The following is a 15,466-nucleotide window of genomic DNA, read 5'->3' as shown; positions in this document are numbered from 1 at the left end:
ACCCCGCGCCGCGGTAAAACCCCAACCTCCCCACCAGACGCAGCGGGTGGAGCGGGTGGAGCGGGTGGGCAAACAAATCCCGCGCCTACACAGGCAACCCCCGCGCCGGAAACCCACCCAAAAGCTCCCGCACCTCGCCCCGCACGCGCACGATCACGTCCTCGGCTCCGACCCCCGCCGCCGTCACCACCTGATCGATCCACCGCGCGATCGCGGGCATGTGCTCCTCGGCGAGCCCACGCGACGTGAGCGCCGGCGTCCCGATCCGAATCCCGGAGGGGTCGAACGGCGACCGGGTGTCGAACGGCACGGTGTTGTAGTTCACCACGATCCCGGCCCGATCCAGCGCCTTCGCCGCGACCTTCCCGGGCACCCCGCGCCGGGTCAGGTCCACCAGCAGCAGATGGTTGTCCGTCCCGCCCGACACCAACTCGAAGTCGCGCCCGACGAGTTCCTCACCGAGCCGTTTCGCGTTCGCCACCACCGCGTGGGCGTATGTCCGAAACTCGTCGGTCGCCGCCTCGCGCAGCGCGACCGCGATGGCCGCCGTGGTGTTGTTGTGCGGCCCTCCCTGAAGGCCCGGGAAGACCGCCTTGTCGATCGCCTTGGCATGCTCGGCGCGGCACATCAGCATCGCCCCGCGCGGCCCGCGCAGCGTCTTGTGCGTGGTCGTGGACACCACGTCCACGTGCCCGACGGGGGACGGATGCGCCCCGCCCGCGATCAGCCCGGCGATGTGGGACACGTCCGCGACCAGGATCGCGTCCACCTCGCGGGCGATCTCCGCGAACCCGGCGAAGTCCACCGTGCGCGGCACCGCCGTACCGCCGCAGAAGATGATCCGCGGCCGCTCGCGCAGCGCGAGATCGCGCACCTCGTCCAGGTCGGTGCGCCCGGTGTCGGCGCGCACGCCGTAGCGCACGCCGCGGAACCAGGTCCCGGTCGCGGACACCCCCCATCCGTGGGTGAGGTGCCCGCCCATCGGCAGCGCCATGCCCAGCACGGTGTCGCCGGGCCGGGCGAAGGCGAGGTAGACCGCGAGATTGGCCGGTGAGCCCGAGTACGGCTGCACGTTGGCGTGCTCGACGCCGAACAGGGACTTGGCCCGCTCGCGGGCGATGATCTCGATCGGGTCGATGTTCTGCTGGCCCTCGTAGTACCGACGGCCCGGATAGCCCTCCGAGTACTTGTTGGTCAGTACCGTCCCGGTCGCCTCCAACACGGCGGCGGAGACGTAGTTCTCGCTCGGGATCAGCCGCAGCGTGTCCTGCTGCAACAGTTCCTCGGCACGCACCAACGAGGCGATCTCGGGGTCGGTGCGGCGCAGTTCCGGGTGGCGATCGGTCACGTGCCCGTGGATGTCCATGTGTTCTCCGGCTCGGTTCACAGCGAATGTGATCCGGGTGCCCAGGCGGACGACACCTCGTCGGTGGAACCGCCGCTTCCTCGTGGTCGATCCCACGCGTACGCCAGTCGCGGCCCGTTCAGCATACGGAGCGCGACGGTCACCCGCCGCCTCATTACGCAGCGATGATCGAAAGTCACGAATAAGGCTCGTTGCACGGGGCAGGGGTTGTGGCCAACGCCACACCAGGCGTACCACAGGACATCAGCAGGCGGGATCTGTCCACCATCGGGGGAATTCGTGGCGGAAGTGGTACTGGATGCGGTTGGAAAGTTGTATACGGACGGCACTCGAGCGGTCACCTCACTCGATCTGACCGTCGCGGACGGGGAGTTCCTGGTTCTGGTCGGCCCGTCCGGATGCGGGAAGACGACCGCGTTACGGATGGTCGCCGGCCTGGAGGAGATCAGCGAGGGCACGATCAGCATCGGCGACCGAGTGGTCAATCGGGTGCCCTCGCGTGACCGGGACGTGGCGATGGTGTTCCAGAGCTACGCCCTGTATCCGCATCTGAATGTGCGGGACAACATCGGATTCGGGCTCCGATTGCGGAAGTTGCCCAAGGACGAGATTCGCGAACGGGTCACCAAGGCGGCCCGCACCCTGGGCCTGGAGGAGCACCTCGGCCGCAAGCCGAGGCAACTCTCCGGCGGTCAGCGGCAACGGGTCGCGATGGGCCGGGCGATCGTCCGGGAGCCGCAGGCGTTCCTGATGGACGAGCCACTGTCCAATCTCGACGCGAAGCTACGCGTGCAGATGCGCGCCCAGATCGCCCGACTGACCCGCGAACTCGGGGTCACCACGCTGTATGTGACGCACGATCAGACCGAGGCGATGACCCTCGGCGATCGGGTCGCGGTGATGAAGAAGGGCGTCCTCCAGCAGGTCGCCCCACCGCAGGAGCTGTACGACCACCCGGTCAACCTGTTCGTGGCCGGCTTCATCGGCTCGCCCGCGATGAACCTGATGACCGGCACGCTGAACCGCGACGACGCGGACGGCACCACGGTGGCGATCGGCAGCCAGCGGTTGACCGTGCACCCCGACGTGCTCGCCGCGCGCCCGGCGCTGGCCGGCTACCACGGTCGCCCGCTGATCGTCGGCATCCGCCCCGAGGACCTGTACGACACCGCCCTGGAGGGCGCCGAGCCCGCCGAGGGCGCGGTGTTGCGGGCCGAGGCCGACCTGGTCGAGGCGATGGGTTCGGAGGTGCTCGTGCACGTGCGCGTGGACGCGCCGCCCGCGGTCACCGAGGACGTCCAGGAACTCGCGCGCGACGTGGGCGCGGAGGACACGGTGCCGGACCCGGGCGCGGCCCATACCGAGCTGGTGGCCCGCTTCGGGCCGCGTACCCGGGCCCGCGAGGGCGCCGATGTGGTGATGCGGGTGGCAACCGACCGGCTGCACTTCTTCGACCCGGAGACGGGTCTGTCCATTACGGAGGACGCGTGAAGCGGTTCGTGGGCGCCTTGGCGGTCGCCTCGATGCTCGCCATGGGTCTCGCGGCCTGTAGCGACGACGGCGACGACAAGGGCAAGAAGAGCGACGCGACCCCCGGCGGGAGCGGCGCGCCGGCCGTACCCCGCCTCGACGGCACCACGGTGAGCGTCGCGGCGGTGTGGACCGGTGACGAGCAGGCCGCCTTCAAGAAGGTGCTCGCCGACTTCGAGAAGCGCACCGGGGCCAAGACCGAGTTCATCCCCACCGGCGACAGCGCCTCCACCTTCCTGGGCCAGCGGGTCGAGGGCAACGCGCCGCCGGACGTGGCGTTCCTGGCCCAGCCGGGCGTACTCCAGCAGTTCGCGCAGAAGGGCTGGATCAAGCCACTCGCGGCCGACGTGCAGCAGGCCGTGCAGGCGAACTTCGCGACCCAGTGGCAAAAGCTGGGCTCGTATCAGGACAAGCTCTACGGCGTCTACTACAAGGGCGCCAACAAGTCGCTGATCTGGTACAACGCGAAGGTCTACGAGAACGCGGGCGCCACCGAGTCCAAGACCTGGGACGACCTGCTCAAGAACGCGGGCCTGATCTCCGACTCGGGCACCCCGCCGTTCGCCATCGGCGGCGCCGACGGGTGGGTGCTCACCGACTGGTTCGAGAACATCTACCTGAGCCAGGCCGGCCCGGAGAAGTACGACCAGTTGGCCAAGCACCAGATCCCGTGGACCGACCCCTCGGTCAAGACCGCCCTGGAGACGCTGGCTCAGGTCTTCGGCAAGAACGACTGGTTCCCCGGCGGCAGCGGCGGCGTGCTCCAGACCGAGTTCCCCGCGTCCGTACCGCAGGCGTTCGGCGATCCGCCGAAGGCGGGGATGATCTCGGGCGGCGACTTCATCGGCACCAACATCATCAAGGACACCAAGGCCAAGATCGGCACCGACGCGAAGTTCTTCGGCTTCCCCGCGGTCGGCACCGGCAAGGCACCGGTGGTCACCGGCGGCGACGTGGCCGTGGCGATGAAGGACTCCCCCGGCGCCCAGGCCCTGCTCAAGTATCTGGCCTCGCCGGACGCCGCCAAGGTGTGGGCGCAGCAGGGCGGTTACCTGTCGCCGAACAAGAACCTGGACATGGCGTCCTACCGCGACGACACCACGCGTGGGATCGCCAAGAACCTGATCGCCGCGGGCGACGACTTCCGCTTCGACCTCTCCGACCAGGCGCCCGCCGCGTTCGGTGGCACCAAGGGTGAGGGCGAGTGGCGCGATCTCCAGGACTTCCTGCGCAACCCCTCGGACGTGGCCGGGGCGCAGAGCAAGCTCGAAGCGGACGCCGCCAAGGCCTACGCGGGCGGGTGACCGACGTCGATGAGTGAGAAGGCACCCGTACAGGTCGCGGTGCCCGAGAAGACGAAGCCGACGCCCGCGCGCGAGTCGCGCGGGCTCGGTTCGGGCGCCCTGTTGGGCTGGCTGTTCCTGCTGCCGGCCATCGTCATGCTCGCCGTCCTGGTCGCCTATCCGATCGTGTGGTCGCTGATCCGCAGCCTGTTCGGCGCGGACGGCTGGTCGGACTTCGTGGGGATCGACAACTACAAGGAACTGTTCACCGACGACGACACCTTCACCGCGCTCAAGAACAACCTGATCTGGGTCCTGGTGGTGCCCGCCGTGGTCACCTCGCTGGGTCTGGTCTTCGCGGTGCTGACCGAACGGGTCAGGTTCGCCACCGCGTTCAAGCTGATCGTCTTCATGCCGATGGCCGTGTCCATGCTGGCCGCGGGCATCATCTTCCGGCTCGTCTACGACCGCGATCCCGATCAGGGCGTGGCCAACGCGGTGATCACCAGCGTGCACGACATGTTCGACGAGGGCGCGCCGTATCCCGGCGCCCGACCGCGCAACGACACCGTGCTCGCGCCGCAGGGCGGCGGCTTCATCACCAAGGCCGGTACCGCGCCCGGCGGTACCGCGCTGTTGCCGCTGGTCGCGCTGCCCGCGGACAAGATCCCCACCGACGCGCGGGACGCCAAGCCCGCCGTGCCGCCCGCCGGGGGCCTCGGCGGCGTGGTGTGGGTCGACTTCACCAAGGGCAACGCGGGCAAGGCCGGAGTGGTCGACCCCGGCGAGAAGGGCCTGCCCGGGGTACGGGTCGAGGCGGTCCGGAACGGGAAGACGGTGGCGAGCGCGAGCACCGGCAAGGACGGCTCGTTCACCATGCCCGCGTCCGCCGCCGAGGGCGGCCCGGTGCAATTACGGCTGACCGAAGGCAATTTCGCCAAGTCCTTCGGCGGCTACGACTGGCTCGGGCCCAACCTGGTCACCGCCGCGATCATCGGCGCCTACATCTGGATGTGGGCGGGCTTCGCGATGGTGCTGATCGCGGCCGGCCTGGCCGCGATCCCGCGGGACGCGCTGGAGGCCGCGCGCGTGGACGGCGCGACCGAGTGGCAGGTCTTCCGCAGGGTCACCATCCCGCTGCTGGCCCCGGTGCTGGTGGTGGTGATGGTCACGCTGGTGATCAACGTGCTGAAGATCTTCGACCTGGTGTACATCATCTCGCTGGGCTCGTCCCAGAAGGAGGCCAACGTGCTGGCCCTGCAGATGTACATCGCCTCCTTCGGCGGCGGCAACAACCAGGGCCTGGGCAGCGCCATCGGCATCCTGCTCTTCCTGCTGGTGCTGCCGGCGATGTTGTTCAACATCCGTCGCTTCCGAAGGGAGAACCGGTGAGCACGTCCGTGACCCCCGACCTGACGAAGCCTCGGAAAGCGCCGGCGCCCCCGGAAGGGGGCATCAAGCGCGGCCTCGCCTCGCGCATCGTCGGCCGCACCGGCGGCGGTCTGGCGGCGGTCCTGCTGGTGCTGATCGCGCTGTTCTGGCTGATGCCCACCTTCGGACTGCTGGTCTCCTCGCTGCGCGATCCGCAGGAGATGAGCAAGTCCGGCTGGTGGAAGGTGCTGGGCAAGCCGAGCGACCTGACCTTCTCCAACTACGACAAGCTGCTCGACAACAAGGACATGACCCGGGCGTTCTTCAACACCATCTGGATCACCGTGCCCAGCACGCTGTTGGTGATCCTGATCGGCTCGCTCGCGGCCTACGCCTTCGCCTGGCTGGAATTCCCCGGTCGGGACTGGCTGTTCCTGATCGTGGTCGGGCTGCTGGTGGTGCCGGTCCAGGTGGCGCTGATCCCGATCTCGAAGCTGTACGGCGACACCGGGTTGTTCGGCACCATCCTGGGTGTGGTGCTCTTCCACGTCGCGTTCGGCCTACCGTTCGCGGTGTTCCTGTTGCGCAACTACTTCGCGGGCATTCCACGCGACCTGCTGGAGGCCGCCCGGATGGACGGCGGCACCGACCTGACCATCTTCTTCCGGGTCATCCTGCCGCTGGGCCTGCCCGCGATCGCGTCGCTGGGCATCTTCCAGTTCCTGTGGGTGTGGAACGACATGCTCATCGCGTTGATCTACGCGGACACCGAATCGGCGCCGCTGACCGTCGCGTTGCAGTCCCAGTCCCGGGCGTTCGGCGCCAACATCGACGTGCTGGCCCCCGGCGCGTTCCTGTCGCTGATCGTCCCGGTGGTCGTCTTCTTCAGCTTCCAGCGCTACTTCGTCCAGGGCGTGATGGCAGGCGCCGTCAAGTAGTCGTCGAGGAGGCGAACATCCCCTCGATGTCGAACAGGCGTCCTGGGCAACGGCCGCGGGGCCGTCCGGCGAAGTCCGGGCGGCCCCGCGGCCTGTGTGTTTCGTGCCGCCATCGTTACGGATCCGACTTCGGGAACGGAATTCCATGTGACATCGTCCGAAGGCGTAGGGTGCTCCCCGCCGCTTCGAAACCGGCTCGGGGGTGCACCAAACGGGGGACATACGTCATTTCGGGGGAACAATGAGGGGAAATCGCCGAACCGGTTTTCTACGGACCCTGCTGATCGCGCTGGTCGTCGAAACCGTGCTGATGAGCGCGACCGCCATCACGTTGGCGGTCATGTCGTTCGCCGTGCGCGACGACCGCAAGAGCCTGGAGGGCCTCGGTGATCTGCTGCTGATCGCGTCGGTGTTGTGCGCGGGCATCGCGGTGGTGAGCGGCATGGGCGTGGCCGGCGTGCGCGACGCGATGCGGCGCGGCACCGGGGCGCTGGGGCGCGCGGCCGCGGTGGGCCTGATCCACGTGTTCGTGGCGCTGGTGGCCACGCTGATGACCACTCCGCCGTGGACGGTCCTGGTGGCCGGCCTGCCCGCGATGATCTACCTGCCGTGCTGGTGGGCGGTGCGCGAGCGCAGTCACCACGAGCTGTTGATGCTCGAACCGTAGCGGGTCGACGCAAGCGAACCGCACAGGCCGCCGGCCCGGAACCCGCGTGGGTTCCGGGCCGGCGGCCTTCTCGCACCGATCAGCTCTTGCTGCCGGTCCGCAGCAGCGTACGGATCGTCCGCATCGCGACCGAGAGCGTCGCGAGGTCGTAGTTCTCCGCTTCCTGCAACTCGTCCAGCGTGGACCGGGCGCGGGTGAGCACGGCCGCGTTCCGGTGCTCCCACGCCTTGAACCGCAGCTCCGGGGTGTCCTCCGGTTCGCCGGAGGCGAGCACCTCCGCGGTGAGCCCGGCCTGCGCCGCGTACAGGTCCTCGCGCAGCGAGGCCCGTGCCATCGACTTCCACCGGTCGCTGCGCGGCAGTTCGATGATCCGGTCGAGCAGGTGCGCGATCGGCAGCCGGTCGGCGATGTCGAAGTACACCTGCGCGACGTCGAGCACCGCGCGCTCGGACTCGTGCGCCACCTCGACGATGTCCAGGGCGGCGTACGCCGAGGACATCCCGGCCACCGCGGTGGCCAGTTCGGTGGGCACGCCCGCCTCGGTGAACTCCTCGTACAGCCCGTCCATCCAGGCCAGGTCCGAGCCGCGCAGCACCTTGGGCAGGTGTGCGACCACCTCGGCCACACCGTCGCGGAAGAACTCCACCTGCGCGGCGATGTCGATCTCGCGCCGACTGCCCAGGAACCAGCGGGTCGCGCGCTCGATCAGCCGCCGGCTGTGCAGCCGCAGCTTGGTCTGCATCTCGGCCGGGACCTTGTTGTCCAGCGCCGCGATCGCACCCATGACCCGGTCCGCGCCGAAGATCTCCCGCGCGGTGATGTGCGCCCGGGCCACCTCCTCCGCCGACGCGCCGGTCTCCTCGCGCATGCGGAACATGAACGAGAGGCCGCCGAGGTTGACCACCTCGTTCACCACGACCGTGGTGATGATGTCCCGACGCAGCGGGTGTCGGTCCATCTGCTCGGCGAACCGCGCCCGCAGCGCGCTGGGGAAGTAGCGGTACAACTCCCGGGCCAGGAACGGGTCGTCCGGCAGGTCCGAGGCGATCAGGTCCTGGGCCATCACGATCTTGGTGTACGCGAGCAGCACGGCCAGCTCGGGCTGGGTCATCGCCTGCCCGTTCTGCTGCCGCTCGCGCAACTGCCGGTCGGTCGGCAGGAACTCGATCTCCCGGTTGAGGTGCCCGTCGCGCACCAGCCGGCGCATGTACCGCATGTGCACGTGCAGCAGGCTGGTGGCCTGGGCGACCGCGTTCTCCAGCGCGCAGTTCTGGCCGTAGTTGGCGGCCAGCACCAGGTGCCCGACCTCGTCCGTCATGGCCGCGAGCAGCTCGTTGCGCTGCTTGAGGGTCATGTCGCCGGCGGCGGTGACCTGGTTGAGCAGGATCTTGATGTTCACCTCGTGGTCCGAGGTGTCCACGCCCGCCGAGTTGTCGATCGCGTCGGTGTTGATCCGGCCGCCCGCGAGCGCGAACTCGACCCGACCGAGCTGCGTGCAACCCAGGTTGCCGCCCTCGCCGACGACCTTGACCCGCAGGTCGGCGCCGTTGACCCGGATCGCGTCGTTGGCCTTGTCGCCGACGTCGGCGTGCGACTCGCCGCTCGACTTGATGTAGGTGCCGATCCCGCCGTTCCAGAACAGGTCAGCGGGAGCCTGCAGGATCGCCTTCATCAAATCGGCCGGAGTGAGTCGGATCACCGCGTCCGGCAGCCCCAGTGCCTGCCGCACCTGCGCGTTGATCGGCACCGACTTGGCGGTGCGCGGGTACACCCCGCCGCCGGCCGAGATCAGCTCCTTGTCGTAGTCCGCCCACGAGCTGCGCGGCAGGTCGAACAACCGGCGCCGCTCGGCGAAGGAGACCGCCGCGTCCGGGTTCGGGTCCAGGAAGATGTGCCGGTGGTCGAAGGCGGCCAGCAGCCGGATGTGCTCGGACAGCAGCATGCCGTTGCCGAACACGTCACCGGACATGTCGCCGATGCCGACCACGGTGAAGTCCTCGGTCTGGGTGTCGTGACCCAGTTCGCGGAAGTGCCGCTTGACCGACTCCCACGCGCCGCGCGCGGTGATGCCCATGCCCTTGTGGTCGTAGCCCGCCGAGCCGCCGGAGGCGAACGCGTCGCCCAGCCAGAAGCCGTACGCCTGCGCGACCTCGTTGGCGATGTCGGAGAACGTCGCGGTGCCCTTGTCCGCGGCCACCACCAAGTAGGTGTCGTCCGTGTCGTGCCGCACCACGTCCGCCGGCGGCACGACCTCGCCGTCGACGAGGTTGTCCGTGATGTCCAGCAGCGCGCCGATGAAGGTGCGGTAGCAGGCGATGCCCTCGGCCAGCCAGGCCTCGCGGTCCGCGGGGTCCGGCAGTTGCTTGCAGAAGAATCCGCCCTTCGCGCCGACCGGCACGATCACGGTGTTCTTGACCATCTGCGCCTTGACCAGGCCCAGGATCTCGGTGCGGAAATCCTCGCGCCGGTCCGACCAGCGCAGCCCGCCGCGCGCGACCGCGCCGAAGCGCAGGTGCACGCCCTCGACCCGGGGCGAGTAGACGAAGATCTCGAACCTGGGCCGCGGCGCGGGCAGGTCGGGGATCTCCTGCGGGTCGAACTTGAGCGAGAGGTAGTCGTGCGCCTCGCCGTCCTCGCGGTGCTGGAAGAAGTTGGTCCGCAGGGTCGCCTTGATCATCGCCAGGAACGAGCGCAGGATGCGGTCCTCGTCCAGGCTGGCCACCTGGTCCAGGGCACCTTCGATGGCCTCGACGATGCCGTCCACCAGCTCGGTGCCGGCCTGCTGGTGGCCCGGCGAGAAGCGGGCCTCGAACAGGTTCACCAGCAGCCGCGTGGTGTGCGGGTTGGAGACGAGGACGTCCTCGATGTACTCCTGCCCGAACGTGGTCCCGGCCTGCCGCTGGTACTTGGCGTAGGCGCGCAGCACCATCGCCTGGCGCCAGGTGAGCCCGGCCCGGAAGACCAGCGCGTTGAACCCGTCGTTCTCCGCACGCGCGGTCCAGGTCGCCGAGAACGCGTCCTGGAACAACTCCTTGACGTCCTCGGGCTGCCCGTACATCGCCGCGGCGTCGTAGCGCAGACCGAAGTCGTACACCCACGCCACGGTCCCATCGGCGCGGCGCAGCTCGTAGGGCCGCTCGTCGACGACCTCCAAGCCCATCCGCTGCAGGATCGGCAACACCTCGGACAGTGACACGTGCCGACCGGTGCGGTAGATCTTGAAGCGCCGCTCGCCGGGCAGTGCTCCTATCGGCTCGTACAGGTGCAGCTTGAAGTCCGCCTCGGGGGTCAACTCCTCGACCCGCTTGAGGTCGGCGACCGCGGTCCGGGGCGGGAAGTCGGACTTGTAGCCCTCGCCGAACGCGTGTGCGTAGCGGCGGGACAGTTCGGCCGCGCTCTCCTCGCCGCATTCGGCGACGAGGGCCTCGCCGAAGTCGTCGATCCACGAGCGGGTGGCCTCGGACAGCAGTCGTTCGATGTAGTCCACGTCCGGGTCGCCGAGTTCGGCGCCGGTGGGCACGCGCACGGTGAAGTGCAGGCGTGCGAGCACGGATTCGGTGTTGCGCGCGGTGTAGTCGACCACCGAACCGGCCAGCTCGGCGAGCAGGATGTCCTGCATCTTGAGCCGGACCTCGGTGGTGTACCGGTCGCGCGGCAGGTAGACCAGGGCCGAGTAGAACCGGCCGTACTCGTCCTTGCGCAGGAACAGCCGCAGCCGGCGTCGCTCCTGGAGGTAGAGCACGTTGATCACGATGTCGTGCAGCTCGTCCACGGCGATCTGGAACAGGTCGTCGCGCGGGTAGGTCTCCAGGATCTGCAACAGGTCCCGGCCGTCGTGGCTGACCGGCGGGAAGCCCGCCTTCTCCAGCACCGCGTGCACCTTGCGGCGCACCACCGGGATGCGCTGGACGCTGTCGGTGTACGCGGCCGAGCTGAACAGTCCCAGGAAACGACGCTCGCCGACCACGTTGCCGGCCGCGTCGAACTTCTTCACACCGATGTAGTCGAGGTAGGCCGAACGGTGCACGGTCGCCCGCGAGTTGGCCTTGGTCAGGATCAGCAGCTGTTTCTCCCGGGCCTTCGCGCGAGCCCGGGTGGAGAGCCGACTGAAGGACGCGGACAGGTCCTGGTCGGCACGCAGGATGCCCAGGCCGGTGCCGGGCACCGCGCGCAGCACGTCCTCGTCGTTCTCGCACACCAGGTCGTACTCGCGGTAGCCGAGGAAGGTGAAGTGGTCCTCGGAGAGCCAGCGCAGCAGCTCCCACGCCTCGCCGATCTCCTCCTCCGGCAGCGAGGCCGGCGGGTCGTTGGCGAGTTCGTCGGCAAGCCGCAGCGACGTGTCGCGCATCTTGGTCCAGTCCTCGACCACCTCGCGCACGTCGCTGATGATCCGCTGCAACCCGGTCTCGACCGAGCGCAGGTCCTCACGGTCGCTCTCCCGGTCGATCTCGATGTGCATCCAGGACTCGACGATCGCGTCCTCGGGCACCCCGTGTGCGTCGGTGGTGTCCACGATCTCCAGCAGCTCGCCGGCGATGGTGCGCCGGACGATGAGCTGGGGGTGGATCACCACGTGAATGCTGCGTTCCTGGCGGGAGAGCTCGTTGGTGACCGAGTCCACCAGGAAGGGCATGTCGTCGGTGACGATCTCGACCACGGTGTGGCCGGAGGCCCAACCGTTCTCCTCCACCGTGGGCGTGTACGCCCGGACCCGCGCGGTGCCCTGAGGGCGCTCCGCCGCGAGTCGACAGTGCGAGATCGCCGCACCGTACACGTCCACCGGATCGCGATCGATCAGGTCGTCGGGTGCGGTGTGCCGGTAATAGCGGGACAGGAGGACATCGAGGTCCACCCGGTTCGGGCCCTCGGGCCCGCCGCCTCCGTGCTGTGACGATGCCGCTCGTGCCGCTTCCGCCGCTCGGGCGAGAAGCTCCGCCTTCGCCTCGTCCAGCTTGCTCTGCATGATGCTGCCGCTCCTGTCGCGCGCCGTTGCGTGACCATTGCCGTCCCCGGGCGTGCCCGGCTGTGTACTGCCGGTACCCGCTTTGTCGCGAGTACCTGTTTCAGGCGACGTGCGCGGGCTCACGGTGGTTCCGGGACTCCGTCGTCCCGGCTCGCGGCCCACGCGGCGTCGCCGCATCGTCAGGCTACTCGCGTGCCTCCCGGCCGCCGAGAGGGGATCTCGGATCACCCTGTAAGGAATTTCCGGCTCGGTCCGGACACCTCGTACCCATTGCCTCGAAGGCGGCGCTCGGGGCACCGTGGACGCGGGACGAACGACGCAACGCACGGGCGGGACGGACTCGGTGGGGAGACGATCGTCATGGCCAAGAAGGTGCTGCTGATCGCCGGCGACGCGGCGGAGTCGCTGGAGGTCCTGTATCCGTACCAGCGCCTGCGCGAGGAGGGCTACGACGTGCACGTCGCCGGCCCCTCGCGCAAGAAGCTCGCCTTCGTCGTACACGACTTCGTCGAAGGCTTCGACACCTTCACCGAGAAGCCCGGCTACACGTGGCCGGCCGACTTCGCGTTCGTGGAGGTTCGGCCGGAGAACTACGTGGCCCTGGTGCTGCCGGGCGGGCGGGCTCCGGAATACCTGCGCAACAACCCGGTCGTCCTGCGCCTGGTGCGGCACTTCTTCGAGGCGGACAAGCCGATCGCGCAGATCTGTCACGGCCCGCTGATCGCGGCCGCCACGGGGATGCTGGCCGGGCGGCGCACCGCTGCCTACCCGGCGATCGCGCCGGACATCAGAGCCGCCGGCGGCACGTGGGTGGACGGCGAGGCGGTCGTCGACGGCACCCTGGTCTCCGCCCGCACCTGGGTCGACCACCCGGCCTGGATGCGCGAGTTCGTCCAGGTGCTGCGGGCCAAGGCGCCGGCCTGAGCGGTCGGCACCCGCGGCGGCCGGCCCTCGGTGGTCGGCCGCGCGGCGGTCGGCTCCGCGCCGGTCAGCCCATGTGCGGATAGTGGTACGCGGTCGGCGGGTCGAACGTCTCCTTGATCGTGCGGGTGCTGGTCCAGCGCATCAGGTTCTGCATCGCGCCCGCCTTGTCGTTGGTCCCCGACGCCCGCGCGCCGCCGAACGGCTGTTGGCCCACCACCGCGCCGGTGGGCTTGTCGTTGAGGTAGAAGTTGCCCGCCGCGAAGCGCAGGAAGCCCGCGGTCTGCGCCAGCGCCCGCCGATCGCGCGCGATCACCGAACCGGTGAGCGCGTACGGCGCGGCCGACTCCATCTGCCGCAACATCGCGTCCCAGTCGCCGTCCTCGTACACGTGCACGCCCAGCAGCGGCCCGAAGTACTCGGTGGTGAACACCTCGTCCCACGGATCCTCGGCCAGGACCACGGTGGGCCGGACGAACCAGCCGACCGAGTCGTCGTAGGTGCCGCCCGCCAGCACCAGCAGGCCGTCGCCGGCGTGCGCGCGATCGATCGCCGCCTTGAGCTTGGCGAACGCGCGCTCGTCGATCACCGCGCCCATGAAGTGCCGCAGGTCCGTGACGTCGCCCATGGACAGGCCGTCCACCTCGGCCAGGAACGCGTCCCGGAACTCGCTCTCCCAGATCGAGCGCGGGATGTAGGCGCGCGAGGCGGCCGAACACTTCTGCCCCTGGTACTCGAACGCGCCGCGCACCAGCGCCGTGCGCAGCACGTCGTGATCGGCGCTGGGATGCGCGACCACGAAGTCCTTGCCGCCGGTCTCGCCGACGATCCGCGGATAGCCGCGGTAGGTGTCGATGTTCGCGCCGATGGTGCGCCACAGGTGCTTGAACGTCGCGCTTGACCCGGTGAAGTGCAGCCCCGCGAAGTCCGGGTCGGCCAGCGCGACGTCGGAGACCGCGACACCGTCGCCGTGCAGCAGGTTGATCACCCCCGGCGGCAGCCCCGCCGCCTCCAGGAGCCGGATCAGATGGTGCGCGGCCAATGCCTGGGTGGGCGCGGGCTTCCACACCACCACATTGCCCATCAGCGCCGGCGCGGTGGGCAGGTTGCCCGCGATCGCGGTGAAGTTGAACGGCGTGACCGCGTACACGAAGCCCTCCAGCGGCCGGTGGTCCAGCCGGTTCCACACCCCCGGCGAGTCGATCGGCTGCTCGGCCAGGATCCGCCGGGCGAAGTGCACGTTGAACCGCCAGAAGTCGACCAGTTCGCACGGCGCGTCGATCTCCGCCTGCTGCACCGTCTTGCCCTGACCGAGCATGGTCGCGGCGGCGATCGTCTCGCGCCACGGCCCGGCCAGCAGGTCGGCCGCCTTGAGCAGGATCGCCGCGCGGTCGTCGAAGTCCATCGCGCGCCAGTCGGGCGCGGCCTCCTTCGCGGCGATCAGCGCGGCCCGCGCGTCCTCGTGCGTCGCGTTGGCCAGCGTGCCCAACTCGCCCGCCCGCCGGTGCGGCTGCACGATCTGCACACGCTTGCCCGCACCCATCCGGTGCTCGCCACCGATCGCGTGCGGCAGGTCCACCGGCGCGTCGGACAACTCGGCCAGCCGCGCCGTCAGGCGCTCCCGCTCGGGAGAGCCCGGCGCGTAGCCGTGGACGGGTTCATTGCTCGGCCGGGGCACCCGGGTCACAGCATCCATGGATGCGCAGTGCCCGCGAATTCGACAATCGATGCGCCGGGGCACCGACGCGAGGGTCAGCCCGGATACGTACGCGCGAGCGCCACCGCGTCCGCGAGCGAGTCCACCACCGGCACGCCGACCCCCTCCAAACTGGCCCGCGCGTGCGATCCGCCCGTGTACAACACCGCCCGCGCGCCCACGTGCAGCGCCGCCGCCGCGTCGTCGGCGGCGTCGCCGATCAGCACCACCTCATCCGGCTCCCGGCCCAGCGCGGCCAGGTGCCGGACCAGGTGCTCGGCCTTGCCGCCGCCGGGCGGACCCACCCGCCCGTCCACCCGGACGAACCGCTCCTCGATCCCGAACCGGCGCACGAACGGCATCAGCGACTCGTGCTCGGTCAGCGACAACAACGACTGGGTGCCGCCCTCGTGCTGCCACCTGCGCAGCAGTTCGTCCGCGCCGCCGGCAAGCTCGCACAGCGCGCTGTGTGTGGCGTAGACCTGCTGGAAGGCGTCGTCGAGCAACACCCACTCGGCGGCATCGGGAACCCGGCCGGTGACCTTCTCGTAGAACTTCGGCACGGGCACGCAGTAGAGCTCGCGATAACGCTCGAGGGTCATCGGCGGCAGCCCCAGCAGCGCGAACGAGGCGTTGGTGGCCGCGATGATCGCGTCCATGTCGTGGAACAGCGTGCTGTTCCAGTCCCAGACCAGGTGCGGAGGTCGACTCTTCATGGACCTTCATTGTGC

The 15,466-nt window shown here is 69.5% G+C and carries 10 protein-coding genes and 1 riboswitch; of the genes, 6 read left to right on the top strand and 4 right to left on the bottom strand.

Translation table 11 applies throughout. The features are described 5' to 3' along the window. Positions 1–85 precede the first annotated feature (85 nt). A complete protein-coding gene (gene glyA / locus ACIRL2_RS21985; RefSeq protein WP_395863405.1) occupies positions 86–1,366 on the bottom strand; it encodes a serine hydroxymethyltransferase in 1,281 nt (426 codons plus the stop codon). A gap of 32 nt (positions 1,367–1,398) precedes the next feature. Then, positions 1,399–1,487, bottom strand: a riboswitch (ZMP/ZTP riboswitch). Positions 1,488–1,645: 158 nt separating this feature from the next. Between glyA and ACIRL2_RS21980 the strand changes: the two genes are divergently transcribed. From ACIRL2_RS21980 to ACIRL2_RS21960, 5 genes are all read left to right on the top strand, one after another. Then, a complete protein-coding gene (locus tag ACIRL2_RS21980; RefSeq protein WP_395863407.1) occupies positions 1,646–2,857 on the top strand; it encodes an ABC transporter ATP-binding protein in 1,212 nt (403 codons plus the stop codon). Next, positions 2,854–4,200, top strand: a complete 1,347-nt coding sequence (locus ACIRL2_RS21975) for an ABC transporter substrate-binding protein (protein ID WP_402234100.1) — start codon at positions 2,854–2,856, stop codon at positions 4,198–4,200. The genes ACIRL2_RS21980 and ACIRL2_RS21975 overlap by 4 nt, the downstream gene beginning before the upstream one ends. A gap of 9 nt (positions 4,201–4,209) precedes the next feature. Next, on the top strand, positions 4,210–5,571 hold the full coding sequence (locus ACIRL2_RS21970; RefSeq protein ID WP_395863411.1) for an ABC transporter permease subunit: 1,362 nt from the start codon (positions 4,210–4,212) through the stop codon (positions 5,569–5,571). Beyond that, a complete protein-coding gene (locus tag ACIRL2_RS21965; RefSeq protein WP_395863412.1) occupies positions 5,568–6,488 on the top strand; it encodes a carbohydrate ABC transporter permease in 921 nt (306 codons plus the stop codon). Before ACIRL2_RS21970 ends, ACIRL2_RS21965 begins: the two co-directional genes overlap by 4 nt. Before the next feature lie 241 nt (positions 6,489–6,729). After that, a complete protein-coding gene (locus ACIRL2_RS21960; RefSeq protein ID WP_395863413.1) occupies positions 6,730–7,155 on the top strand; it encodes a hypothetical protein in 426 nt (141 codons plus the stop codon). A 79-nt stretch (positions 7,156–7,234) separates the two neighbouring features. Here ACIRL2_RS21960 and ACIRL2_RS21955 read toward each other — a convergent pair whose 3' ends face one another. Then, entirely contained in the window at positions 7,235–12,118 is a 4,884-nt protein-coding gene (locus tag ACIRL2_RS21955) for an NAD-glutamate dehydrogenase (RefSeq protein ID WP_395863415.1), read from the bottom strand. Positions 12,119–12,478: 360 nt separating this feature from the next. On the opposite strand from ACIRL2_RS21955, the gene ACIRL2_RS21950 reads away from it, so the two are divergent. Further along, complete coding sequence (locus ACIRL2_RS21950; RefSeq protein ID WP_395863417.1) at positions 12,479–13,042, top strand: DJ-1/PfpI family protein; 564 nt, start codon at positions 12,479–12,481, stop codon at positions 13,040–13,042. A gap of 64 nt (positions 13,043–13,106) precedes the next feature. Here the strand turns inward: ACIRL2_RS21950 and pruA are convergent, their stop codons facing one another. Together pruA and ACIRL2_RS21940 are read right to left on the bottom strand one after the other, a co-directional pair. Beyond that, positions 13,107–14,735 (bottom strand): L-glutamate gamma-semialdehyde dehydrogenase, encoded by a 1,629-nt coding sequence (gene pruA / locus ACIRL2_RS21945; RefSeq protein ID WP_395863419.1) that lies wholly within the window; start codon positions 14,733–14,735, stop codon positions 13,107–13,109. A 56-nt stretch (positions 14,736–14,791) separates the two neighbouring features. Further along, positions 14,792–15,451 carry an HAD family hydrolase gene (locus ACIRL2_RS21940; RefSeq protein ID WP_395863421.1) on the bottom strand — a complete coding sequence of 220 codons (660 nt, stop codon included), beginning with the start codon at positions 15,449–15,451 and terminating at the stop codon, positions 14,792–14,794. Positions 15,452–15,466: the final 15 nt, after the last annotated feature.

It is taken from the genome of Embleya sp. NPDC127516 (assembly GCF_044765325.1).
Taxonomy (GTDB): domain Bacteria; phylum Actinomycetota; class Actinomycetes; order Streptomycetales; family Streptomycetaceae; genus Embleya.
This window is presented reverse-complemented; position numbering and strand designations above follow the sequence as displayed.

Bases quoted from the DNA above. Each gene is read 5' to 3' on its own strand.
- glyA (WP_395863405.1), bottom strand. From the start codon at position 1,366: ATGGACATCCACGGGCACGTGACCGATCGCCACCCGGAACTGCGCCGC.
- ACIRL2_RS21970 (WP_395863411.1), top strand. From the start codon at position 4,210: ATGAGTGAGAAGGCACCCGTACAGGTCGCGGTGCCCGAGAAGACGAAG.
- ACIRL2_RS21960 (WP_395863413.1), top strand. From the start codon at position 6,730: ATGAGGGGAAATCGCCGAACCGGTTTTCTACGGACCCTGCTGATCGCG.
- ACIRL2_RS21955 (WP_395863415.1), bottom strand. From the start codon at position 12,118: ATGCAGAGCAAGCTGGACGAGGCGAAGGCGGAGCTTCTCGCCCGAGCG.
- ACIRL2_RS21950 (WP_395863417.1), top strand. From the start codon at position 12,479: ATGGCCAAGAAGGTGCTGCTGATCGCCGGCGACGCGGCGGAGTCGCTG.
- pruA (WP_395863419.1), bottom strand. From the start codon at position 14,735: ATGGATGCTGTGACCCGGGTGCCCCGGCCGAGCAATGAACCCGTCCAC.
- ACIRL2_RS21940 (WP_395863421.1), bottom strand. From the start codon at position 15,451: ATGAAGAGTCGACCTCCGCACCTGGTCTGGGACTGGAACAGCACGCTG.